We start from the raw sequence: 23,176 nt of genomic DNA, 5'->3' as shown, positions 1-23,176 counted from the left end.
TCCGGGGAAATTAGACCAGCACACGGACACAGCGCTAAGCAGGGCGGTCAAGCGGTCAACCGGTCAAGCGGGCTTGAGCTCTGGCCCTACCTGCGGCATGCTCGTGGCCCCTATTGCGGCCCTAGATGGCGCCGTTGACTTTTGGCCCTAGGCCTCACATAGGAGAGCATGATGCGAGTCCTCGCCTTATCCCTGATCACAGCAGTCGTGTCGCTTGCTTGCGCAAGCCCGCCAAATCAGCCCAACAAGACCTCGCCACTACAAGGCGAAAGACACTCCGCCGCACCACCTCTTGCGGCGAGCACGGACGGTTTGCAGTCCGGGGAGTTGTTCGAGGTTCTTGCCCAGATGGATCGCGCCTTGTTCGAAGCCTCCTTCGAAACCTGCGATGCTGCGAAAGCCAACGCTTTCTTTGCCGACGACGTTGAGTTCTATCACGACCAAACTGGCCTAGCCGTCGCTGAACAAGTACGTGAGAACACCCGCCGGCTCACGGCATCCTGTCCTAGCCATCGTGGCGTGAAGCGAACGCTGGTGCCAGGTAGCTTGAGGGTGTATCCGATACACAACTACGGCGCTGCACAGATCGGCATGCACCGGTTTGACGAGCGTGGTGCCAGCACAAGCAGCTTGGCAAAGTTTGTCAATCTGTGGCGCCTGCAGGACGGACGCTGGCGGCTTGCACGAGTACTGAGCCTCGACCATCGCGCCGTGCCACCGCTGGCACCTATGCCGGCCAACTAAGCGGGCGGACTTACTCCGTTTCAATCGACAGCCGGTCAGGTCGAAGCTGAACTGGATAAGAGGAAGCGCGCAAACAAGGCGTCCCCCTTCGCCCTAGGCCGAGTTCGGGGAAAGGCACAAAGTCATCGCCGCGTCATGGCCCCGTCACGCCCTGCGCGCATGCTGGCTTGGCAAGAACTTGCTGGGCAAAAACAGCCCGGCTTGGCCTTATTACATTTTTTTGCTGCATTGCAACAAAAAAGTGCTTGCAAAAGAAATGCCCCTCCCTATACTTCGGTTTGTTGCAGTGCAACATTTCACTGTCGAAGTTTGACTTTGCAGATAAACACGGGGGTAGCCCCCAATTCAAGGAGTGCTCCATCATGCTGACCGCAGAACAAATCATCGCCGCCCACAAAGCCAATATCGAAACCCTGTTCGGCCTGACGAACAAGGCGTTTGAAGGCGTCGAGAAGCTCGTCGAACTGAACCTGCAAGTGGCCAAGACGGCCCTGGGTGAAGTGGCTGAGTCCACCCACGCCGCCCTGTCGGTGAAGGACGCCCAAGAGCTGCTGGCCCTGCAATCCTCGTTGCTGCAACCCAGCGCCGAGAAGGCCGCTTCCTACAGCCGTCATCTGTACGACATCGCTTCCAGCACCAATGCCGAAGTGGCCAAGGTTGCCGAAGCCCAGTTGGCCGACATCCAAGCCAAGTTCTCCGCCGTGGTTGAGAGCGCTGCCAAGAACGCCCCCGCCGGCACCGAAAACGCTGTTGCCCTGGTGAAGTCGGCTGTTGCCGCCGCCAACAACGCTTTCGAGTCCGTGCAAAAGGCCGCCAAGCAAGCGGCTGACGTCGCCGAAGCCAACTTCGAAGCCGCCACCAACTCGGCCGTCAAGGCCAGCCAGACTGCCACTCAGACCGCCACCCGCGCCACCAAGCGCGCCGCAGCCTGATCAGTCAGCAAACGAATCAGCAAGCCGACGCCCGGGCCTTGATGGCCCCGGTGCAGCGGCCTTGCAGCCGGTAGATCAGTCAGTCAGCCGACCAAGTTTGTCTCCTCGGTGCATGCCTGCACCGATTCAGCCCAGCGCTTGCGCTGGGTTTTTTTATGGCCGAACGCTTTTCAAGCAAGCGCGGCAAGACCTGACCCCAAGGCGGCAACGGCAGGCAAACCCCAAGCGTGCGCCGCGGCGTGGCATGGCGCCAAGCCCATAAGATGCGGGCACTGTTTTTCGCTGTCACGGCGTCACCTTTTTGCGCATCCCCATGTCCGACCCGACCTCGCTTGCCCCCGCCCCAGCACCGCTGGCGCAACGCCCGCCCCGGCTCTGGTCGCGCTGGCTGGCCGTGTCGCCCGCGCAGGCCGAAAAATGCCCCAACTGCGCCAGCCCTTTTCCAGACCCCAAGCCCAAGTACTGCGGTGAATGCGGCCAGGAAACCCTGCTGCGCGCGCCCAAGTTGGGCGAGTTTTTGCAACAGTTCGGTGGCAGCTACTTGGCGATGGAAGGCGCTTTGTGGCGCACCCTGGCCAAGCTGATGCTGCCGGGCCAGCTAACGCTGGAATATTTTGCCGGGCGGCGCCGCCGCTATGTGCTGCCGCTGCGCATCTATCTGACCATCAGCCTGCTGGCCTTGGTGTTGCTGCGGATCGTGACGGCCAATCAGATGGAAAGCGACTCCGGCCATTTGGTCACGATCGACTCTGCCGACAAACGCGACTTCGAGATCATGAGCATCGGCGGCTTTGGTGCCGGCGTCAAAGACGGGGTATTTTTCTGCAACAAGCTGCCCGCCTCGACTTGCGAGCGCCTCAAGCGCCGCTTCAACTTCGACCCCGCCACCATGGCCAATGAGCTGCAAGAAGGCCAGGCCCGCTTCTTCAGCCATCTGGGTACCACCATGTTCTTGCTGCTGCCCAGCTACGCGCTTTGGCTCAAGCTGGTCTATCTGGACAAACGGCGCCGCTACACCGAGCACCTGATTTACGCCCTGCACCTGCACGCCTTCTGGTTCGCCATGATTGCCCTGGTGATGGCGGGCAAGCTGATGGGCCTGTCGGGCGCGCCCGCATGGGCCGGGCTGGCCTCGGTGCTCTACCCACTGGTCGCGATGAGCCGGGTCTACGGCTCACGCTGGTGGAGCACCGGTCTGCGCGCCTTCGCCGTGCTCTTGCTGTATCTGATCACCATCAGCATGGCGCTGGCCGGCTTGATGGTGTGGACGCTGCTGAGCTGATGCGCAGATTGAGCGCGGGCGCGCTCGATCAACGGCCCTGAGGTGGCAGGCCCAAACGGTCCAGCTGATCGGCCACCAATTCGAGGCGCAGCAGCGGGTTGTCCAACTGCATCAGGCGCTGCCGCTCGGCATCGGCCAGCGGCAGCATCTCGCTCCAGCGGTTGGACAACCAGCCGCTGTCCTGCCACTGGTAGGGCGGCTGAAAAGGCAGATCAACCGCCGCCGCGCCCTGCTCCAGGTTGTGCAGCAAGGTTTGCAGCAAGACGGCGGCCGGGGCCAGATCGGCGGGCACGGCCACCGCTACATCGTCGGGCAGCAGTTCGATCTCGCCCATCCACAAACCATGCGGCAGGCATTCGCTGCGAAGCAGGCGAAAGCGCTGGCCGCCATGGCAGCGAATCTGCAGCAGACCGGGGCCTTGCGACTCCAGCCAGTCGATATGCGCCAAGGTGCCGATGTCTTGAAAGCGCTCGCGCACAAAGCCTGCGCCATCGCCCGAGGCCTCATCGCGGCGGCGCAACTCGCCGCCCTCAATCAGGCTGACGACGCCAAAGGGCTGGGCGGCCTTGTGCTGGCGCGCAATCATGTCCAGATAGCGTGGCTCAAAAATCCGCAGCGGCAGATAGCCGCCGGGAAACAGCACCGACTGCAAGGGGAAGAGCGGAATCGTTGCGGTGCTCATGATTCGGTGCCTCGCGGGATAAGCCAGGCCGGGTCAAGCGGCCGGGGGAAGGACATGAACTAGCGCGTTTTGGCCTCAATGCGCGCCCGCAGCTGCGGCAGCATCAGGATAGCCGCTTCGCGACCCGCCTGGATGGAGCGGCGCCGCGCTGAGAAATCAGCACTGCCCACCCCGTCGAGCTTGGGCCGAATCACCACATCGGCCTCGCCGAGCTCAAAGTTATTGATGCTGCGGCCCATGATGGAGAAGGTCTGCATCAGCATGCGCATCGCATCACCCGGCGGGTTCTTGTCGGGCGGCGAGGAGATGTCCACCGCCAACACCAGTTCCGCCCCCATCTGCTTGGCAAAACGCACCGGCACAGGCGCCACCAGGCCGCCATCCACATACTCGCGATTACCAATCTTGACCGGCTGGAACACCGCCGGCACCGAGCTTGAGGCCCGCACCGCCACGCCGGTATCACCGCGCCGGAACAGCGCGCCCGAGCCGTCCGACAAATCGGTGGCGACGATGCCCAGCGGCAGCTTCATCTGCTCGATCAGCTTGCCGCCGGTCTTCTCGCGCACATAGCGCGCCAGCGCCTCGCCACGGATCAGGCCGCGGGTCGGAAAGGCCCAATCGGTGATGGCACCTTCGTCCATGCCATCGGCCAGCGTGGCCAGCTCACGGCCGTTCATGCCATAGGCATACAAGGCGGCCACCAGGCTGCCGGCCGAGGTGCCTGCCACCAGGTCGACCTTGATGCCCTGCTCTTCCAGCACCTGAATCACGCCGATGTGCGCAAAGCCGCGTGCCGCGCCGCCGCCCAAAGCCAAGCCCAGCTTGGGCAAAACGGGCGGGAGCTTGGGCGCAGCCACAGGGCTGGCGGCCACCGGGCTGGGTGCCGGGGCCACCTCGGGCGCTTTGGTCAGGGAAGTGCTGGAACAGCCGGCGAAAGCCAGGGCTGCCAACAACAAGCCACGGCGGCTGAATGAGGTGATGAAGGTGCGAGGGGAAGCAGAAACAGGAGCGGAGAAAGAATGCATGCCGCGATTCTAGGGACCTTGCGCCGCTCCCCCCTAGATGTGAAATTGCGCGCCGCAGCAGCACTCCATAGACTCAGCGCCATTCAAGGCAAGGCTTGTGCAAGTCAAGCTTCTGCGGACGGGCGAAGAGCCGGGCAACAAAGCCCGGTCTTGACGGGCCCAGTCTTCCCCAGGCACCAGCGAAGTGCCGTGCGAGCACGCATGCCTCGCCATCACGAGGTTTCAGCCGGAAAAACTGTTTTGCTTGAAGAGCCGCGGTAGGCCGCGGTTGAAGCTGCTGCATGGCTGCTTGGCCGCCAAGAGCCGCACCCGAATTCAGTCATCACACCGTTCAGTCAGGAGTTCTCATGAAGCTAGGTTTCCCCCTCTCCATCCAGAGCCAGCTCCGCACCGGCATGCTGCGTGGGCTGCTGGCGCTTGCCTTGGCCAGCACAGGCTGGATCGGCACGGCACAAGCCACGCCGCTCATCAGCGTCAGCGCCTCGAAGTCCAGCGTGAATGTGGGTGAAGTCTTCACCATCTATTTCGACATCAGCGGCTTCAGCCCAGCGGCCGGCAGTTCGCTCAGTACATTCGACATCAATATCTTGAACAATGCCGCCCTGGCGGGCCTGGGCACCGTTAGCTTCATCGACCCGGCCAGTGCCATCAACCAGCTTGACCTTGACGAGCCGGGGTCGCTGGGCTTCTACGGTGATGCCACCCAGGGCGCCGGCATGATCGATGCCTTTGGCCTGTCCGGCAATAGCACGGCCTTGTTGGACGCCGACCAAGCCGACAGCTTCCGCTTCCTGAGCCTGAGCTTCACCGCCTTGGCGGCCAGCAGCGGCGCCGAGTTCGCCATTGATCTGAGCGACCCCGGCATGCTGTTCTTGGACAGCAGCGGCCGGGTCATGGAAGTTGACTACCAGTCGGCCCGCGCGGTGGTGGCCATCACCGAGGGCGGCGGCGGGCAAGTACCCGAGCCCGCCAGCTTGGCACTGGTGGCCTTGGCCCTGGCCGGCGTGGGCCTGAGCCGCCGCAAGGGCAAGCAGGCCGACAGCGCAGGCAAGACCCGACCCTCAGGGCGGGCCATCCAGCTGCTCGGCCTGGCCAGCGCCGCCTTCGCGGTGGGCCAAGTCTCGGCACAGGCCGGCAACCTGCCGCCCGCTACAAGCGCCGCCTCCGCGCCTGCCACCACGGCTGTTGCCAAAGGCACGCCAATCGAAGTCGTCGTGCTGCAAATCGCCGGCTCGCGCGCCAAGGTGCGGGCGGTGGAAGACGGGCGTGAGTACTGGATCACCACCGCCCAGCCGCTGCCGGCGGACAAGCTCGGCGCCCGCCTGCAGGGCCAGGCCCATGCGCGTGGTGACGCGATCTTTGTCGCTGCCCCTGTTTTCCTCAGCAAACCCTGAGCCCCTTCGACTCAAAGGACGCCATCATGATGAAGACCTTTGTGCAGGCAGGCGCCAGCCTGACCCTGCTAGCCACCGGTGCCTGCGCGCTGGCGCAGACCACCTCGCCCTTTACCCCGCCCGAGCAGGACATGGGCAAATACGTCACCAACTCCGGCGCGGGCCTGGACACCGGCTGCACCTACCGCGGCAGTGGTCCACTCGTCGTGCGCTTCAAGGTGCCGGCCCCCGTCAATGAAACCCAACTCGACGGCCAGGGCAAGCTCAAGGACCCGGGCAAGCTGGTCGCCGACAAGGTGGTGGGCGCGCGCGCCAAGATTTCCTTCCCGGTCTACGACATTGACGACAAGGCCGTCACCGACGGCACTTACGCCCCCGAGATCGATAACCTTTCCTGGAACGGCACTTTCATCAAAACCCTGTCCGGCTTCAACAACCAATGGGTGAATGATTCCTTCGAGGTCGACATCGGCGAGGTCAAGTTCGCCAGCCCGAGCAATCCGGGCGTGGTGAACGAATTTCAGGTCGACATCGACACCGGCAATGTCGGTAATGGCGAATACTGGTGCATGGCCATCGACTGGGTCGGCATTGAATTCGATGCCGCCTACCCCTTTGCCCTGATTCACGGCATCGCCGCCAAAGACAACACCTGGGACGCCGCCGAGGCCCCCGGCGTGCTCGACACCATGGACAAGAGCGGTGCGCTCTACAAGCGATTTTTCACCGGCAACCGCAATGGTGCGGTGATGACGAATGCGGCGGACTTGAAGGGCCAGATTACGGGCTATCTGGATCAGGTCAAGGCCAAGAAGGTCAACCTGATCGTCCACAGCAAGGGTGGCCTGGACTCACAAGCCATGGCCGTGTTGAGCCCGCCGGAATTTGAAGTGCTGTCGCTGGGTACCTTGTCCACCCCCCACCGCGGTTCGGTGGTGGCTGACCTGACCCTGCTGCAGCGCGCGTTGGCCAGCATCTATGAAGGCAATGGCCAAGACCCCAACGGCTATGCCCGCCGCTTTGTGGACAGCACCACCGCCGGCATCGCCAGCGGCTTTGGCGCCGGCCCTCAGCCTCCGGGGCTGAACGACCTGACCACGCAGTCGGCCAATCAGGCGATCTCAGCTGGCTTGCGCGGCAATGTGGGCAATACCTTCACCATTGGCGCGGACGCCGGCCCCAACTGCAGCCGCGAGCCCAGCAATGGCGAGATCGATCCGATGAACCCCATCTCCGGGGTGCCCATCTTCGGCAACTACACCTACAACGCGCTGCGCCTGGCCTATATGACCATTTGCAACTTCAGCTCGGCGGTGCAGCTGAGCTTCGAGGTGCTGCCTAACTTTGACCCCTCGGTTCCGCCCATCACGGTGCTGACTTACCAGACGGTGCTGAACGCCAGCGCCAGCCCCAACGATGTGGTGGTGGCCCTGCCCAGCGCCAACCCGGGCTGGGGCACGCCACTGGGCAACCAGAACAGCATCAACCATTCGACGGTCAAGAACGGCGGCAATGTGCGCAAGATTCTTGATGAAACCATCAAACTGCGCTGAGCCAGGAGCCATCATGAGCTTGATTCGTCGCCACCCATTTCCTTCATTGCGCTCGCTACGCCTCTCCACCCTTTGCCTGGCGCAAGCCCTGGCACTGGGCCTGAGCCTGCTGGCCCCCGCTGCCCAAGCGCAGAACACCGGCCTGGTCAACGCCATGGCCACCAACACCCAGGCCGGGCCTATCACGGCCGGCGCCACCCAGCTGCGCATGCCGATTGCGGTCTCGGCTTTCAACAGCCTGAAGCTGCAGCTGATCCTGCCAGTGAGCGGGGCACAAATCAGCCTGATCGACCCGCAAGGCACGGTCGTGATCGCGGCCAATGACCCGCGCATCAGCTTTCTGGACGGCGCCAGCCTGACGCCGCCGCTGCCGGGCGGCCTGTTCATCACGCCCGAGATCGCCAACCCGGTGGACGGCAATTGGACCTTGCTGGCCACCTTCCCGCCCGCACCCGTGCCCACGGTTGCCCTGCTGAACTTGTACGCACAGTCGCCCTACCAGGTCGGCATGGTGCTCAGCGGTCAAAGCTACCGGGTCGGCCAGCCGGTGCCGCTGGGCGTGCTGGCCTTGAACCAGGGCCTCCCCATCCTGGGCCTGGCGCCCAGCCTCACGCTCAAGAAGGACGGCAATCCGATTGCCAACGTCAGTGCGGTGGACAGCGGCCAAGCCGCTGACTTCGACGGCCTGGCCAGCGACGGCATCTACAGCCGCGGCTACACCTTCAACCAGACCGGCCGCTACCAGGTCGACGCCCAGGTGGACATCCCCACCGCCGGCGGCGGCAATGTGCGGCGCACGGCCACTGGTTTTGTGGACATCGTGCCGGCCAACTTCACATTCGGCGCGGTCAGCAGCTCGGTCACACGCGGGGCCAACAACTGCATCAGCAAGCTCAATGTCACGCTGACCGGCACGGTCGCCCTGCCCGGCACCTACAGCACGGCAGCCACCTTGCTCGGCCCCAACGGCAGCGCCAGCGGCAGCCTGCTCAAGCGCGCCAACACCACGCTGGCGGCGGCCGGCGCTTTGTCGTCCACCGTGTCATTCAGCTCGACCGAGATCCGCCAGCACTTCAGCGAAGGCGGCAGCTTTGTCGTCGATCCGCTGGATCTGCTGGCCTTCGCCGGCGCTTCGCCGCAGCTGGAAATGCGCCGCAACAATGCGCTTAGCTTCAGCGGCATGCCGCTGGAACAGTTCTGCGCCGCCGCCATCGAGGTGGCCAATGGCGCCACGGTCAGCCCGGTGCTGCGCGGCAGCCATATTGGTCAGCTGGACTTCAGCCTGCCGCTGCGCGTGATCAATGCCGGCAACTACCAAATCTCCTTCAAGGTGATTGATGCACAAGGCGCCGAGGTGGGCCAATTCGGCCTCAGCCGCGCACTGGCCGCCAACAGCAATACCGCCATCACCGCCACGGTGCTGGCAGACAAGCTGCAGCGCAGTGACGGGCCTTACCGCATCGAGTCGGTGCTGGTGGTGGGTGGCGGCAGCACGGCACAGGCTTCGCGGGTGCCGGTAGCCGCCAGCGCCATCTCGCGCTGGCAGTACTTCCCCACCATCACCGGCGACCTCAACGGTGATGGCAGTGTGAACGCCGCTGACCGCGACCTCTTGATGCAGTACCGCGGCCAAAGCCCGCTGATCCCCGGCGACCGCCGCGACCTCAACGGTGACGGCAAGATCGATCTGCAAGATGCGCGGCTTTTGATCCAGCGCGCATGTACGGCGCCCAACTGCCCGCGCAACTGACCCAGATCGGGGTATAGCAGCCGCATGGCCCGTTGACCTAAGGGGCCATGCGGCCGAGTGAGAACGAACTCAGGGCCTACATACAGCCATGTATACGGCCCTGAGTTCATTGGCCTGCTCGGCGCTCAGCGCCACCTCTTGCAACTCGGCCACCAGGCCCGCTTCGCTGGGCCCAAAGCGGATCAGGCCCACCCGGGCCAGCGCCGTCAGTGGCCCGCCAAGAGCGGCAAGCTTGTCTGCGCCCACCCGCACCGAGATGCGACCCGCCCCCGCCGCCAGCATGCTGGAGGCGCTGACCATGCGCGATCCCGCCGGCCCGACCAGGCTGATATTGCAGGCATAGTTGCCGGCAGTGGCCACACTCACCGCAAAGTCAAACAGCACCGCGCGGACGCAAACCCCGGCAGCTCCCGCTTGCTGCTCAAGCCGCAGCCCACTCAAGGCCAGCGCGGCCTTGGGCGCGGCGGCATGCAGCAGCAACTCGGCCTGCAAGGGCTTGGCCGTGGCCCGGAACTGGTGCTGGGCAGTGAGCCGGTACTCCCCCGCGGCGGGCAGGCTGAAGCGGGCGATGAGGGCACCGGGCTCATCGCTGATCAAGATGCCAGTCGCGGTGCGCGCGCCGGCCTCGGCTTTGGGGCTGGCGACAAGTTCACCCCGGCTATCGCGCAGACTCAGCTGCGGCGCCCTTGCCACCCAGTTGGTCAGCGGTACGCCGTAATCCTGGCCTCGCAGCACCAGCAGCAGGGGCTCACCGGCGGCAATCATTGCGCCTGAACTGCCGGCGCTCAACAAACTCAGGCTCAGCTCGAAACGCGGCAAGACCCGGTAGCTCAGCAAGACCTGACCCTTGGCGCCCGCTCTTGCTTCGAGCTGCAAGCGCCAGCGCCCCGGCGCCGCATCGCGCACCGCCGGCAAGACGATGGCATCGCCCAGCTCGGGCCGCCCGGCATCGGCCTGCGGCGTCAGCCCCAGCTCGGCCGGCGTTTTGCGCCAGACCAGCGAACCCAGAGGATCAAAAAGGCTGATGGCCGCGAGCTTGGCCGTGCTGCGCAGGGATGAAAACACGAGGCTATTCTCCGGCTCACCCTGGACCTCAATACTCAGATTTAGCGGCCCGCCGCCAGCCGGCAGCGTCGCTGTGAGCTGTTGCGCCTTGATAGCCGCCGTGCTGCTATTGGCCAGCTGCTGCTGCGCGGACGCCGGGGCTTGTGCGAATGCATCCATACGGGGCCAGAGAGTCATGGCCAAGCCGCCCGCCCAAGGGCCGAACTGCCGGCGCGATACATGCTTGGCGAAGAACATGGGGCGCATGGTCGCATACCTGGCTCCGACATGGGGCAAGACCCGGGGGCCGAGTGCCGCGCAGCCACCTAGACTGCCTCATCATGACGAACACGCCCTCCCCCAAAAAATCCGGCCTGCGCCTGCTGCGCCGCAGCCTCGCTGCCCTGCTGCTGATCCTGCTCCTGCTGATCGCCCTGGCCTGGGCGCTGCTGCGCGCCAGCCTGCCCCAACTCAATGGCAAGATCACGCTGCCGGGCCTGCAAGCGCCTCTGAGCATAGGCCGCGACGCCCTAGGCACGGCCATATTGCAGGGCGAGCACCGGCTGGATCTGGCGCGCGGCCTGGGCTTTGTGCATGCGCAAGAGCGCTTTTTTGAGATGGACCTGACGCGCCGCTCCGCCGCGGGTGAGCTGTCCGCCCTGTTTGGCGCCAAGGCGCTGGAGCGCGACAAGCAGCGCCGCATGCACCGCATGCGCGTGCGCTTGAGCGAACGCTTCCAGCAACTCAGCGCCGCGGATCAAGCCCTGCTGACGGCCTATGCCAGCGGCGTCAACGCCGGCCTGGCCGCGCAGACGCTGCGGCCCTGGCAGTACCTTTTGCTGCAGGCCCAGCCGCAAGCCTGGACCGAAGTGGACTCGCTGCTGGTGGTGGCGGAGATGTTCTGGATGCTGCAAGGCAGTGGCATCGATGCCGGCTTTGAACGCGCCCGCCTGCGCGAACTCAGCGGCGACGCTTTGTTCGACTGGCTCAACCCGCGCGGTGGCCACTGGGACGCGGCGCTTGACGGCAGCAAGCTGCCCCCGCACGGCGCCATGCCCACGGCCGAAGCTTTTGACCTGCGCAAGCAGGCGGCGGCAGCGCCCAAGCAGGCCTTGAGCTTCAACCCAGAAAATGGGGCTGGGCTAGAGCTTGGAATGGGGATCAGCATGGCCAGCGGCGGCGAAGCCCCCGTCATCGGCAGCAATAACTGGGCCGTGTCCGGCCAGCGCAGCGCCCACGGTGGCGCCTTGCTGGCGGACGATATGCATCTGGGCCTGTCGGTGCCCAGCATCTGGTACCGGGCGCAGCTGCAGCTGGGCCAGGGGGGCGGCAGCCAGCGCGGTGCCGGGCTGACGCTGCCGGGCATGCCCAGCTTGGTGGTGGGCAGCAATGGCCGGCTGGCCTGGGGATTCACCAATGCCTACGGCCAATGGTTTGACTGGATCAAGCTGCCGGCCAATCTGCCTGCCGAGCAGATTCAGCGTTACCAAGAAACCATCGCCATCAAGGGCGAGGCCGCGCAAACACTGGAAGTGCGCGAGTACAAGGGCGCGCCCATCGTGCGCGAAGACAAAGCCAGCGGCCACGCCTATGCCCTGCGCTGGATCGCCCAGCGCGGCGAGGCCTTCAATCTGGAACTGGACCGTATGCTGCAAGCCAGCTCGGTCGAAGAAGGCCTGCGCATCGCCCAAACCAGCGGCCTGCCGCATCAGAACATTTTGCTGGCTGACAGCCGCGGCGCCATCGCCTGGACCATTGCCGGCCGGCTGTGGCGCCAAGCCGGCGTGGCGCAAAGCTACGCCCGCTTTCAAGCGCCCGACAGCGCCGCCCCTGACTGGATGCCCCCTGCCGAATACCCCGTCATCAAGAACCCCACTCAGGGCCAACTGTGGACCGCCAACAACCGACAGATCGGCGGCGAGAGCATTGGCGATGGCGGCTTTGACCTGGGTGCGCGCGCCCGCCAGATCCGTGACCGGCTGAGTGAGCGCGCCCAGCACGACGAGCAAAGTCTGGCGGCGATCCAGCTCGACAACGAAGCCCGCTTCATGCAGAGCTGGGCCCAGCGCCTGGCCAAAGTGCTGGCGCGCAGCCAGCGCCACGACGAAGTGGCCGCCATGCTGCAAGCCTGGAATGGCCGCGCCGATGCCGACCAAGTGGCCTACCGCCTGGTGCGTGCGGTGCGCCTGAAAACACTGGACCGCCTGTGGGCCGCCTGGACCCTGCCCTTCCTGGGTGAGCAACAGCTCGACGATAAGCGCCGCACGCCCTGGCGCGCCCAATTCGAGTACAGCGCCAGCGCGGCGCTGGACCAGGCCCCCGCCCATCTGCTGCCGCCCGCCTACGCCAGCTGGGACGCCCTGCTGCTGAGCCAGTTGGACATTGCCATCAACGAACTCACTCTGGGCGCCACCGAGCCGCTGGGCCAGGCCACTTGGGGCCGGCACAACGCCAGCAAGATCCAGCATGTGCTGTCCAAGGCCATCCCCGCGCTGTCAGTGTTCTTGGACATGCCCAGCCAGCCACAAGGCGGGGACAGCAATCTGCCCCATGTGGCCCAGCCGGCCTTTGGCCAGTCGCAGCGCCTGGTGGTGGCGCCGGGCCGCGAGGCGCAGGGCTTGTTGAGCATGCCGGGCGGGCAAAGCGGCCACCCGCTCTCGCCCTACTACGGCGCCGGCCACGCGGCTTGGGCGGCCGGTGAGGCCACGCCCTTGCTGGCGGGCAAGCTGACGCAGTGGCTGGAGGCCAAGCCACAGTAAGCGCTAGTCACCTGTAGTCGCCGCCCATCCATGCGGCCTTGCATGCCGCAATATCTGGAGGCTCAGGTCTGCGCCGGCAAGGCCAGCACCGCCTCGGCCAGTTCGTGCAAGGCTGCCACCGTGGCCTGTAGCTGCTCGGACAGTGTGGCCAGCCAGGCGGCATCGGGCGCATTACCTTGCTCCAGCTGGGTTTCGCCACTGTCCAGAAACTGGGCGAGGCGCTCGGCGCCCAAGATGGCGGCCATGCCTCGGCAGGCGTGAACCTGAAGCTGGGCGGCCGCCAAATCACCCGCATGCAAGGCCGCCTCAACCTGGCCCGGCAGTTCGCTCGCTGAAGCGGCAAAGCCCAGCACGGTGCGCTGATACATCGGCGCTTTGCCCATGAAGCGGTCCAGGGCCAGCTGGATCTGAATGCCATCAGCCAACGCCTGCTGCTGCAACGGCGCGGGCAGCTGCAAAGAGGGAAAGACAAACGCCGCTGCCGCTTCGCTTGAGGCCGAACCCTCCGAGCCGGGCCTTGTTGGCCGGCCGAGCTTTTGGATCAGCTGCACCAGCCGGTCCAGGTCAAAAGGCTTGCCCACATGCTCGTCCATGCCTGCGGCCAAGCAATCATCGCGGTCCGAGGCCATGGCATTGGCCGTCATCGCCACGATGGGCAGGCGCAGGCCCAGCTCCTCGCGCAGGATGCGGGTGGCGGTGTAGCCGTCCATCACCGGCATTTGCACATCCATCAACAAGAGGTCCACCGAGCCCGCCTCGGCCCGCATAAAGTCCACCGCCTCCTGCCCATTCGAGGCCAGGCTAACCGTGGCGCCGGCGTCTTCAAGCAGCTCCTGCGCAACCTGCTGGTTGTTGAGGTTGTCCTCCACCACCAGCAGGCGGATGCCCGCCAGCGGGGCCGCCTCGTTCGACGCAGCCGCCGCGCCGGCCTGGGCGTTTTCGGCGGCCGCGTCCTTGGCCGGATTCAGCGCCTCACGCAAGGCGACCGCCATCAAAGGCTTGACCAAGAAGGCACTCAGCTGCGCTTGCTCGGCCTGGGTCTGCGCTTCGAGCTGCAGCGCCGTGCCGCTCATGACGATGGGCAACTCGGCCAAGCCGGGCTGGGCCCGCAGCTGGGCCAAGCAAGCCCACACATCTTCGCCCGGCAGCAGCGCGTCCACCAGCGCCAGGTTCAGCGCCAGGCCGTCGGGGGCGGAGGCAGCCATCAAGGCCTGCGCCTCGGCCACGCTGGCCGCCGCCACCACTTGCCATCCCTCGGCCGTCAAGAGGCGGCGCAACACGTCGCGGGCCCGCGCGTTATCGTCAATCAGCAAGGCCAGGCCCTGCCGCGGCGGGGCTGCGCGCTGGGCGCTGACACCAGGCTCGGCTTCGGCCTGCACCAGCGGCAAGTCGAGCTGAAAACTGAAGCGGCTGCCCTGGCCCAGCGCACTTTGCAGCGTGATCTGCCCGCCCATCAATTCCAGCAAGCGCATGCTGATGGCAAGCCCCAAGCCGGTGCCTCCGAACTGGCGTGTGGTGGAGGTTTCAGCCTGGCTGAAGCCGGAAAAAATCTTGGCATGGTGCTCCGGCGCGATGCCTATGCCGGTGTCCGTCACCGTGAATTCCAGGCGCGCCGCCTCTGCATCGCACTGCAAGAGCTTGACGCCCACCACCACCTCGCCGCGGGCCGTGAACTTGAGCGCATTGCCGGCCAGATTGATCAGCACCTGCAGCAAGCGCAAAGCATCCACCTGCAACAAGGGCGGCAGTTGCGGATCCAGATCAAACAGCAAGTCCACCGGCTTGGCGCCCACATTGGCGGCCAGGATCACCGACAAATCACGGAAGACCTGCGTCAAGGCATGCGGCTGCGGGTCCAACGCCAGCTTGCCGGCCTCGACCTTGGAGAAGTCAAGAATGTCGTTGAGCAAGCCCAGCAACGAGCGGGCCGCACCTTCGGTCTTGCTGGCGTAGTCGCGCTGGCGCGTGCTGAGCTCGGTGCGCTGCAAGAGTTTGAGCAGGCCCAGGATCGCATTCATCGGCGTGCGGATCTCGTGGCTCATATTGGCCAGGAAACGACTCTTGGAGCGCGAGGCTTCCTCGGCCTCCTGGCGGGCGTGCACGAAATCGCTGATGTCGTGGAAGCTGTAAACCAGCCCGATCACCTCGCCGCGGTCCATCTGCGGGCGGGCGCGGCGTTCAAACAAACGGCCGTTCTTGAGCTTGGTGATTTCGCAGACTTCGTGACCAGCCTGTTGGCTGAAGGCGTCGAAGTCGTCTTGCAACGCCCACGGCGTGCTCAGCTTGTCCATCAGGCAGGCGATGATGGCTTCGCTGTCTTGCAGCAGCACGGCCTCGGGGATCTCCCACATGGCGCTGAAGCGGCGGTTCATATTGACGATCTGGCCGGCCGAATCGAGCACCAGAATGCCTTCCCAGATCGATTCCAGCGTCGCCTGCAACTGGCCAGACAACGCCGCCAACTGGGCCTCGCCGCGCTTCAAGCTGGCGCCGTCACGCACCCGCAGCACCAAGACGTCTTCGAAGTCACCCCGCAAGCGGCGGATCGACTTGATCACAGGCAGCGCCACGCCGTCACCGCAGATGTACATGGATTCAGCGTTGTCGATATCGCTACCGCCACCCATGCGCACATCTTCCCAGTAGAAGATATCGGCCAGGCTGCTTTCCACCTCGGTGATGGAGCGCCCAACCAGCGGCGTGGCTTCATAGCCCAGGGTGACTTCGGCCTGCCGATTGGCCGAGATGATGTTGAGCGACTTGGGGTCCACCACCAAGAGCATCTCGGAGCTCTGGTCGCACATGACGCGATCCAGGGTGGCAGCATCCCAGCTCATGAGGGCTTGCCTCCGTCAAAGAAGTAATTGACCCGCTTGCGCGGCGCCAGGTACTCATACACCGCGGCCGGCAGCTGGCTGGGGCGGTAGGCCTTGCTGATGTGGACATCGCCCTCTTCGTTGAGGTCCAGCATCATGGCTTCGCTCTTCGGAATGCCCGCGTCATAAGTGATGACGGTGGGCTTGAGCGGCCGGGCGGCGTTGACGCGAATCACCAGGCCAATCACATCATTGGACAGGCCCACGATGGTGCCCGGCGGATACACGCCCATGAACTTGATGAAGGCCTGCAAAAAGCGCGGGTCAAAGCGGCTGCGCTGCTGGGCGAACATCTGCGACAAGGCCTCATGCGGCGTCAACGAGTTGGCGATATTCGGCGCGTTGCAGAGGTTGTCGTAGGTATTGATGACCGCCACCAGGCGGGCCAAGGGATCGATCGCCTCGCCCGACAGCTTTTTCGGATAGCCGCTGCCGTCAAAGGCCTCGTGGTGCTGATAGATGATGTTGCACAAGACATTGGACAAGCCAATCTTCTTCGCCAGGTCCAGACCGTACTGGCAGTGCAGTTCGCGCGCCTCGCGCTCGAACTTGCTCAAGGGCCCGGCCTTGCGCATGATGTTCTCGGGAATGTCGTTCAGCCCGATGTCATGGAACACCGCCGCCATGCCCACCATCTTGACCAGCTCGGCCGGCATGCTCATCTCCTTGCCCAGCACCATGGCCAGCACAGAGACGTTGAGTGAGTGGAGATAGACATCCTCGTTGCCGGGCTTGTCGCCCATCACCTGAATGGCCAGATCCGGCGCCGCCAGCATCTCGTCGACGATGCCGCCGATCAGCTCGGTGGTGTCATTCAGCGCCTGCTGGGGCTGCGAGTAAATGGTTTTGTTGATGCCCTTGATGACCCCGGCGGCATTGGCGAAGGCGCGCTCCACTTTCTCGATCTTCTCGCGGTGCTCGGCCAGCTGCTGAATGCGCTGCTGCTTGGCGGCCATCAGGGCGGCCAGCTCGGCCTGGCGGGCCAGCTCCTCCGCGGTGGGCGGCGCCGGCGGCTGCTCGCTCTTGGCCAAAGGCTTCACATCGCTCAGGGACGGCGCCCAGCGCACGCTGGCCAGGCCCAGGCTGCGAATGGTCTGCAGCTGCTCTTCGGTCTTGATCTTGAAGTTATTGAAGTTGAAGGGGTGATCCATCCAACCCACGTCCAAGTAGACGTAAACGCCCACGCGCAACTGATCAACGGTGATGCGATGTTCGTTTTCTGCAGCAGACATGGCGGCAATTATTTGAGCATGTTTCCAAGCACTTGGGGCAGTCGAATCAGTGCCAGAAGCGCGCTGGCTGGGCTGGCAAACTGGGCAGAATGATCAGCTCCTTAACTCATATGGCGGCAATTCCGAAGACCTGGCGCAGATAGGCCAGGAAGGTTTGGTCCTCGCACATGGTCTTGCCCGGGCTGTCGCTCAGCTTGGCCACCGCCTGGCCATTGCAATGGGTCAGCTTCATGACGATGTTCAAGGGCGTCAGCCCCATATCGTTGGAGAAGTTGGTGCCTATGCCAAAGCCCAGCTGGGTGCGATCAGCGAAATGGCGGTACAGGGCCAGGGCGGCAGGAACATCCAGTCCGTCGGAAAACACCAGGCGCTTGGTGTGCGCGTCGATGCGCAACTTGGCGTAATGGGCCAGGGCTTTTTCGCCCCAGACATAGGGGTCGCCGGAGTCGTGCCGCAAGCCGTCAAACAGCTTGGCGAAATAGAGATCGAAGTCGGCCAGAAAGGCGTCCATGCCAACCACATCGGTCAGCGCCACACCCAGGTCGCCGCGGTACTCCTGCACCCAGTCTTCCAGCGCGGCTTTTTGATGGTCGCGCAGGCGCACGCCGGTGGCCTGGTAGCTTTGCAAATACTCATGCGCCATGGTGCCGATGGGCACCAGGTCAAGGTCGCGGGCCAGCAAGACATTCGAGGTGCCTTTGAAGAACTGCGGCACCTCGGCCTTCAAGGTGGCCACCATCTCGCGCTGCCAGGCGCCGGAAAAGCGCCGCCGCACGCCAAAGTCGAAGACCTCGAAGGGATGGGCGCGCCGGGGCTCATGTTCGAAGGCGCGTAACTCGGCAATCTTGCTGGCCAGGCGTTCGCGGCCAAGGCGCAGGGCACGGGCTTGGTCAAAGCGGCGGAAGTAAAGCTCGTTGACGATGGCCAGCACATAGATCTCAAAGCCCATCACATGGACTTGCGGTCCGCGCGCCACCAGGGTCAGGTCTTGCCGCCCATCGACCTCGCTCACGCCCAGTTCGATGAAGTCGCGCTGGAAGCGAAAGATGCGCAGAAAGTCGATGAAGTCAGACTTCATGAAGCGCAGGCCGCCCAGGTAGCGCAGCTCGTCGGGCTTGAAGCTGAGCGCACACAGGGCGTCCAGCTCGCGCGCGATATCGGGCAGCAACTCGGCCAGCGGGTAGTCGGGCTGGGAGCGGCAGGCGAATCGGTACTCGGCCTGCGCCTGCGGGTGGCGGTGCAGCATGGCCTGCCACATGGTGAATTTGTAGAGATCGGTCTCCAGCAGGCTGCCGATGACGGGGGCGGCAGAAGAACCCACAACAGCGCCGCTCACTGCGCCGCCTCGGCCAGCCACTGACCAGTGCTGCACACGCGCAAACCGCGCACCTGCATCTCATCCAAAAGGGCCTGACTCTGTGACTCAAAGCCGGCCACCGGGCTCATGCAATCGCTCAGCAGCACGATGCGGCCCAGCTGATCGGGCGGCCAATGCGCCACCAAATGTTCCAGCGTGGCCTTGACGCAATGGCTGCTGGCCTCACCGGCCACCAGCAAGGTGCCGGCCGTCGCCAGGCTTTGCTGCAAGCCCTGGTTGAACTGGCTGGCGGGGTCGGCGGCATCGGGCACTTCGGCCTGCAGTGCGCTGTAATGCTCGGTCCAGGGGTTGCTGCCTTTGAGGATCTTGCGTACCGGCAGCAAACGCGACTCTTCCCAGGCGCTGCAAGCCGCATGCACATCGGCATGCACCGCATGGCCCCAGGTGCCGATCTCGCAGTGCACCGGCCAGACCATCAGCTGGTAGCGCCCGCCCGCCTCCAGCGCATCCAAATAAGCCTGGCAGCGCGGGGCCTGCGCCGGGTCACGCGGGCAGAATTGGCCGGCGCGCAGCGCCTCGGCGCTGATGATGGTGAAAGGCGGCACAGGCAGGCCGCTGGCATCCTGCCACCAAGCAGGATGGGCGATGTCCAGGCGCTGATGCGAGTCCAAGGTGAGCGTGATCGCATCCAGCTTTGCCTGGCAGGAGCGCATGAACTGGGCCAGTCGCTGCATATCGGCATGAGCGCCAGGCACCGGCAGTGCGGGCGACAGCCTGCCCCCCGTGGCCGGATCGGGCGCCCGATAGGCCTCGGGCAGATCGCAAAAATCGTTCTGCGGATCGATGATCAGCAAATGCAGGGGATGGTGGAGTTGGCTAGGCACGATGAGAATTGAATCTTCGAGGGCTTCAATGTACAAGGGACGCTAGGAGTCTGCGCGGCGGCATTTGCTGATGCGACACTGCGGCAACACCCCAAATAACTTGCGAGAAGAATGACAGAAGTCCCGCGCATGCCCTTGAGCGAAGAACGCTTCCGCGTTCTGCCTGAGCCGCAGGCGGCCTCCGTGCGCTGGGTGTTCGCCGGCTCATGGCGCTTGAGCGACCGTTTACCCCAAGCAGCCGAGTTGATCGCCTTTGCCGCCGAGAGCAAAGCCGAAGGCACCACCATCAGCCTCGACGGCCAACAACTCAACGCCTGGGACAGCGGCTTTGCCGTTTTGATACGCGGCCTGATCCAGCAGCTGCAGGCCGAGGGCGTGCAACTGGACTTCAGCGCCCTGCCCGACGGTCTGCGGCGCTTGCTGCACCTGGCCGCGCAGGGTGAGCCGCCCGACGCACCCCACGCCGAGGCCAATACCGGCTTCATCCATCGCTTAGGCCTGCTGACGCTGGAGATCGGCGCCGATATGCGCGCCTTCGCCCGCTTCATCGGTGAGCTGCTGCAAGCCACCGGCGAGGCGCTGCGCGGCAAGGGCTCATTTCGGGCCCGCGACTTCTGGAGCATCGTCGAGCAATGCGGGCCGCAAGCCTTTGGCATCGTTTCCTTGATCAGCTTTTTGGTCGGTTTGATCCTGGCCTATATGGGCGCGGCGCAATTGGCCAGGTTTGGTGCCCAGGTGTACATCGCCGACCTGGTGGGCATTGGCATGGTGCGGGAAATCGGCGCGCTGATGACCGGCATCGTGGTGGCCGGCCGCTCGGGCGCGGCCTTCGCGGCCCAGCTGGGCACCATGCAGGTCAACGAAGAGATCGATGCCTACCGCACCGCCGGCATGGCGCCGATGCGCTATCTGGTGCTGCCGCGCATGCTGGCCTTGATTTTGATGATGCCCTTGCTGACCATCTACGCCAGCGTGATGGGCATTCTGGCCGGCCTGAGCGTAGCGGTGCTGGTGTTCGGTCTGGACGCCACGGCCTATTTCAGCCAAACCGTGGAGACGCTGAGCCTGACCGACTTTGGTGTCGGCCTGGCCAAGTCCTGCGTCTACGGGGCGATGGTGGCGCTGGCGGGCTGTTTGCGCGGCATGCAGTGCGGCCGCAGTGCGCAGTCGGTGGGCGAAGCGGCCACCTCGGCGGTGGTGACCGGCATCTTGCTGATCGTGGTGACGGCCTCGATGTTGACCATCGTGTTTTACAAACTGGGCATCTGAGCCGGTGAAGCCAACAGCCCCGACACTTCCAACGATGAGCGACACCGCCCCCATCGTCATCGACGCGCTCACCATGGCTTATGGCGAGCGGGTGATACAGCGCGACCTCAACTTCGCGGTGCAGCGCGGTGAGATCTTCGTCATCATGGGTGGCAGCGGCTGCGGCAAGAGCACGCTGCTGCGCCACATGATCGGCCTGCAAAGCCCGGCCCAAGGCCGGGTGCTGATCAAAGGCCAGGACTTCTGGGCCAGCAGCGCGGCAGAGCAAGCCCAGCTGCAGCGCCAATGCGGCGTGATGTTTCAAAGCGGCGCGCTCTGGAGTTCCCTGACCCTGAACGAGAACGTGGCCCTGATCATCGAGCAACACCTGGCCCTGAGCCCCGCCGAGACCAGCGCCCTGGCCAGCTTCAAGCTCGACTTGGTGGGCTTGCGTGGCTTTGATGATTACTACCCCAGCGAGATCAGCGGCGGCATGCGCAAGCGCGCGGCCTTGGCGCGGGCCCTGGCCATCGATCCGGAAATCCTTTTCATCGACGAACCCTCGGCCGGGCTGGACCCGATCAGCTCCAAAAACCTGGACGATCTGATCCTGGAGCTGCGCGACAGCTTAGGCGCCACGGTGGTGATGGTGACCCACGAGTTGCCCAGCATTCTGGGCATTGCCGACCGCTGCGTGTTTCTGGACGCCAAGACCCGTACCATGATTGCCTTGGGCAGCCCGCAAGCGCTCTTAACCAGCGGCCCGCCCCAAGTGAGCAGCTTCATGAGGCGCGGCAAGCCGGCCGCAATGAGTGAGCCCCAATGAGTAAAAAAGCCAACCCGACCTTGATCGGCAGTTTCGTGATCGCGGCCTGCCTGCTCGCCTTTGTGGGCGTCTTGCTGCTGGCGCGCGGCACCTTGTTCAGCCGGCCGGAACGCGCGGTGATGTATTTCGAGGGCTCGGTTTACGGCCTGCAAGTGGGCGCACCGGTGGTGTTTCTGGGCGTCAAGGTGGGCCAGGTCAGCAAGCTGGGCATCACCGTGGCACCGAACAGCAAAAAGTTTCTGATCCCGGTGGTGGTGGAGTTCTCGCCCGAGGCGGAGCGGCGCCTGCGCGTCACGGGCTTGAGCGATCTGGACAGCATGCGCCACCTGGGTCTGCGCGCCCAGCTGCAAAGCCAGAGCCTGCTGACCGGCTTGCTGCTGGTTGATCTGAGCCTGCAGCCCAACACGCCCGAGAAGCTCTATGCCCTGAGCAACGAGATGGGCGAGATCCCCACCCTGCCCTCACGCTTCGACCAAATGACGGCACGTTTGGAGCAATTGCCGGTCGAGGAAATGGTGGCCGACTTGGGCAGCACCATGCGGGCCATCAAGGTGCTGGTGAACTCGCCCGAGCTGAAGAATGTGATCGGCAATGCCGGCGGCACGCTGGACAGCCTCAAACGCACGCTCAAAGCGATCGAGCGGCTGGAGCTGCACATCGAACAGCAACGCGTGCTGCCGCAAGCCACGGAGTCACTGGCGGCGATGCAGCAAGCCGCAGGCAAAACCGGTGCGGCCATGGAGAACTTAAGCCAGCTGACGGCCGAAAACTCCGCCACGCTGACCAGCTTGCGCAAAGGCCTGGACGAGGTGGCCGCCGCCGCACGCAGCTTGCGCGAGATGACCGGGCGCGACTCCACCGCCGTGTGGCAGCTGGAACAGACCGTGCGCGAGCTGGAAAACACCGCGCAAAGCCTGCGCCAGCTCAGCGACGCCGTCGAGGCCAAACCCGATGCGCTGATCTGGGGCCGCAAGCCCCAGCCCGAGAACAGGAATCAACCGTGAAGCCAAGCCCGCACCATTTCACCGCCAGCGCGGCTGCCCTTGTTGGCGCGCTGCTGCTGAGCGCCTGCGCCAGCGATGTTCCGCCGCCGCGCAGCGTTGCTTTGCAGTCCTTGCAAGCCATGCCCCCAGCCACGCAAGTTGCCAACAGCAGCGCCAGCAAGGCCAGTGTGGTGGTGGACCGGGTGATCCTGCCCGACCTGATCCGGCGTAACCATCTGCTGGAGCGGATTGCCGCCGGCGAGGTGCACTACCGCGACGTAGCGCGCTGGGCCGAGCCCCTGAGTGAAGCCGTGCCGCGCGTGCTGGCGGACGATTTATCGGCCCTGCTCGGCCGCAGCGTGACGCTGAGCAAGCTGCGCCCGCAACCCAGCACCAGCGACCCGGCTTGGCTGCTGTGGCTGGATGTGCGCAGCCTGGAGGCCGACGGCCAGGGCCGTGTCACGCTGGAAGCGCACTGGAGTTGGTTGCGCGAAGGCAAGCCGGAAGTGCGCTGGCAGCAAGGCCGCTTCGAAGCCAGCGCCAGCAGCCGCGACCCCGAGCGCATTGCCTATGCCCACAGCCAGGTGCTGCAGCAGCTGGCCCAAGCCATGGCCGCGGAGCTGGCACGGCAACCCTAGCCC

At 64.8% G+C, this 23,176-nt stretch carries 18 protein-coding genes; 11 read left to right on the top strand and 7 right to left on the bottom strand.

What is annotated here, in order from left to right; all coding sequences use genetic code 11:
- Positions 1–171 precede the first annotated feature (171 nt).
- The 3 genes from AT984_RS02705 to AT984_RS02695 all read left to right on the top strand — a co-directional run bounded on the left by AT984_RS02705 (position 172) and on the right by AT984_RS02695 (position 2,958).
- On the top strand, positions 172–744 hold the full coding sequence (locus AT984_RS02705; protein ID WP_082680284.1) for a nuclear transport factor 2 family protein: 573 nt from the start codon (positions 172–174) through the stop codon (positions 742–744).
- 362 nt (positions 745–1,106) lie between these two features.
- On the top strand, positions 1,107–1,676 hold the full coding sequence (gene phaP, locus AT984_RS02700; RefSeq protein ID WP_269465248.1) for a TIGR01841 family phasin: 570 nt from the start codon (positions 1,107–1,109) through the stop codon (positions 1,674–1,676).
- Positions 1,677–1,989: 313 nt separating this feature from the next.
- Positions 1,990–2,958: a DUF3667 domain-containing protein gene (locus AT984_RS02695; protein WP_058718792.1), complete on the top strand. Its 969-nt coding sequence runs from the start codon at positions 1,990–1,992 to the stop codon at positions 2,956–2,958.
- Between the two features lie 28 nt (positions 2,959–2,986).
- Here the strand turns inward: AT984_RS02695 and AT984_RS02690 are convergent, their stop codons facing one another.
- Together AT984_RS02690 and AT984_RS02685 are read right to left on the bottom strand one after the other, a co-directional pair.
- The gene (locus tag AT984_RS02690; RefSeq protein ID WP_058718791.1) at positions 2,987–3,640 is read right to left on the bottom strand and encodes an LON peptidase substrate-binding domain-containing protein; all 654 of its coding nucleotides are present in this window, start codon (positions 3,638–3,640) and stop codon (positions 2,987–2,989) included.
- Positions 3,641–3,699: 59 nt separating this feature from the next.
- Positions 3,700–4,668: a patatin-like phospholipase family protein gene (locus AT984_RS02685; RefSeq protein WP_058718790.1), complete on the bottom strand. Its 969-nt coding sequence runs from the start codon at positions 4,666–4,668 to the stop codon at positions 3,700–3,702.
- A 347-nt stretch (positions 4,669–5,015) separates the two neighbouring features.
- Here AT984_RS02685 and AT984_RS02680 point away from each other — a divergent pair, with 347 nt between their 5' ends.
- Genes AT984_RS02680 through AT984_RS02670 form a run of 3 tightly spaced genes read left to right on the top strand, consistent with a single transcriptional unit; the run spans position 5,016 to position 9,365 of the window.
- Positions 5,016–6,062, top strand: coding sequence for a PEP-CTERM sorting domain-containing protein (locus AT984_RS02680; protein WP_058718789.1), 1,047 nt, complete (start codon positions 5,016–5,018; stop codon positions 6,060–6,062).
- Positions 6,063–6,088: 26 nt separating this feature from the next.
- Entirely contained in the window at positions 6,089–7,615 is a 1,527-nt protein-coding gene (locus AT984_RS02675; protein ID WP_058718788.1) for an esterase/lipase family protein, read from the top strand.
- 13 nt (positions 7,616–7,628) lie between these two features.
- Entirely contained in the window at positions 7,629–9,365 is a 1,737-nt protein-coding gene (locus AT984_RS02670; protein WP_156421861.1) for a dockerin type I repeat-containing protein, read from the top strand.
- 69 nt (positions 9,366–9,434) lie between these two features.
- Here the strand turns inward: AT984_RS02670 and AT984_RS02665 are convergent, their stop codons facing one another.
- Complete coding sequence (locus AT984_RS02665) at positions 9,435–10,430, bottom strand: hypothetical protein (RefSeq protein WP_082679731.1); 996 nt, start codon at positions 10,428–10,430, stop codon at positions 9,435–9,437.
- A 320-nt stretch (positions 10,431–10,750) separates the two neighbouring features.
- On the opposite strand from AT984_RS02665, the gene AT984_RS02660 reads away from it, so the two are divergent.
- Complete coding sequence (locus tag AT984_RS02660; protein ID WP_058718785.1) at positions 10,751–13,168, top strand: penicillin acylase family protein; 2,418 nt, start codon at positions 10,751–10,753, stop codon at positions 13,166–13,168.
- A 62-nt stretch (positions 13,169–13,230) separates the two neighbouring features.
- Here the strand turns inward: AT984_RS02660 and AT984_RS02655 are convergent, their stop codons facing one another.
- From AT984_RS02655 to AT984_RS02640, 4 genes are all read right to left on the bottom strand, one after another.
- Positions 13,231–16,005 carry a PAS domain-containing hybrid sensor histidine kinase/response regulator gene (locus AT984_RS02655; RefSeq protein WP_058718784.1) on the bottom strand — a complete coding sequence of 925 codons (2,775 nt, stop codon included), beginning with the start codon at positions 16,003–16,005 and terminating at the stop codon, positions 13,231–13,233.
- Positions 16,002–17,276 carry an HD-GYP domain-containing protein gene (locus tag AT984_RS02650; protein WP_058718783.1) on the bottom strand — a complete coding sequence of 425 codons (1,275 nt, stop codon included), beginning with the start codon at positions 17,274–17,276 and terminating at the stop codon, positions 16,002–16,004. The genes AT984_RS02655 and AT984_RS02650 overlap by 4 nt, the downstream gene beginning before the upstream one ends.
- Before the next feature lie 106 nt (positions 17,277–17,382).
- Positions 17,383–18,612 (bottom strand): nicotinate phosphoribosyltransferase, encoded by a 1,230-nt coding sequence (gene pncB / locus AT984_RS02645; protein WP_257721170.1) that lies wholly within the window; start codon positions 18,610–18,612, stop codon positions 17,383–17,385.
- Positions 18,609–19,478, bottom strand: a complete 870-nt coding sequence (locus tag AT984_RS02640; protein ID WP_058722040.1) for a hypothetical protein — start codon at positions 19,476–19,478, stop codon at positions 18,609–18,611. The genes pncB and AT984_RS02640 overlap by 4 nt, the downstream gene beginning before the upstream one ends.
- 129 nt (positions 19,479–19,607) lie before the next feature.
- On the opposite strand from AT984_RS02640, the gene AT984_RS02635 reads away from it, so the two are divergent.
- Genes AT984_RS02635 through AT984_RS02620 form a run of 4 tightly spaced genes read left to right on the top strand, consistent with a single transcriptional unit; the run spans position 19,608 to position 23,173 of the window.
- Complete coding sequence (locus AT984_RS02635; RefSeq protein ID WP_058718782.1) at positions 19,608–20,747, top strand: ABC transporter permease; 1,140 nt, start codon at positions 19,608–19,610, stop codon at positions 20,745–20,747.
- Positions 20,748–20,781: 34 nt separating this feature from the next.
- On the top strand, positions 20,782–21,552 hold the full coding sequence (locus AT984_RS02630; protein ID WP_058718781.1) for an ABC transporter ATP-binding protein: 771 nt from the start codon (positions 20,782–20,784) through the stop codon (positions 21,550–21,552).
- A complete protein-coding gene (locus AT984_RS02625) occupies positions 21,549–22,556 on the top strand; it encodes an MlaD family protein (RefSeq protein ID WP_058718780.1) in 1,008 nt (335 codons plus the stop codon). The genes AT984_RS02630 and AT984_RS02625 overlap by 4 nt, the downstream gene beginning before the upstream one ends.
- Complete coding sequence (locus AT984_RS02620) at positions 22,553–23,173, top strand: PqiC family protein (protein WP_058718779.1); 621 nt, start codon at positions 22,553–22,555, stop codon at positions 23,171–23,173. The genes AT984_RS02625 and AT984_RS02620 overlap by 4 nt, the downstream gene beginning before the upstream one ends.
- Positions 23,174–23,176 lie beyond the last annotated feature (3 nt).

The organism is Paucibacter sp. KCTC 42545 (genome assembly GCF_001477625.1).
GTDB lineage: Bacteria > Pseudomonadota > Gammaproteobacteria > Burkholderiales > Burkholderiaceae_C > Paucibacter_A.
Note: the sequence above shows the minus strand (reverse complement) of the source record. Positions and strands in the feature narration are given on the sequence as shown.

Coding starts and splice junctions, on each gene's coding strand:
- AT984_RS02705 (WP_082680284.1), top strand. CDS start 172: ATGCGAGTCCTCGCCTTATCCCTGATCACAGCAGTCGTGTCGCTTGCT.
- phaP (WP_269465248.1), top strand. CDS start 1,107: ATGCTGACCGCAGAACAAATCATCGCCGCCCACAAAGCCAATATCGAA.
- AT984_RS02695 (WP_058718792.1), top strand. CDS start 1,990: ATGTCCGACCCGACCTCGCTTGCCCCCGCCCCAGCACCGCTGGCGCAA.
- AT984_RS02690 (WP_058718791.1), bottom strand. CDS start 3,640: ATGAGCACCGCAACGATTCCGCTCTTCCCCTTGCAGTCGGTGCTGTTT.
- AT984_RS02685 (WP_058718790.1), bottom strand. CDS start 4,668: ATGCATTCTTTCTCCGCTCCTGTTTCTGCTTCCCCTCGCACCTTCATC.
- AT984_RS02680 (WP_058718789.1), top strand. CDS start 5,016: ATGAAGCTAGGTTTCCCCCTCTCCATCCAGAGCCAGCTCCGCACCGGC.
- AT984_RS02675 (WP_058718788.1), top strand. CDS start 6,089: ATGATGAAGACCTTTGTGCAGGCAGGCGCCAGCCTGACCCTGCTAGCC.
- AT984_RS02670 (WP_156421861.1), top strand. CDS start 7,629: ATGAGCTTGATTCGTCGCCACCCATTTCCTTCATTGCGCTCGCTACGC.
- AT984_RS02660 (WP_058718785.1), top strand. CDS start 10,751: ATGACGAACACGCCCTCCCCCAAAAAATCCGGCCTGCGCCTGCTGCGC.
- AT984_RS02655 (WP_058718784.1), bottom strand. CDS start 16,005: ATGAGCTGGGATGCTGCCACCCTGGATCGCGTCATGTGCGACCAGAGC.
- AT984_RS02650 (WP_058718783.1), bottom strand. CDS start 17,276: ATGTCTGCTGCAGAAAACGAACATCGCATCACCGTTGATCAGTTGCGC.
- AT984_RS02635 (WP_058718782.1), top strand. CDS start 19,608: ATGCCCTTGAGCGAAGAACGCTTCCGCGTTCTGCCTGAGCCGCAGGCG.
- AT984_RS02630 (WP_058718781.1), top strand. CDS start 20,782: ATGAGCGACACCGCCCCCATCGTCATCGACGCGCTCACCATGGCTTAT.
- AT984_RS02625 (WP_058718780.1), top strand. CDS start 21,549: ATGAGTAAAAAAGCCAACCCGACCTTGATCGGCAGTTTCGTGATCGCG.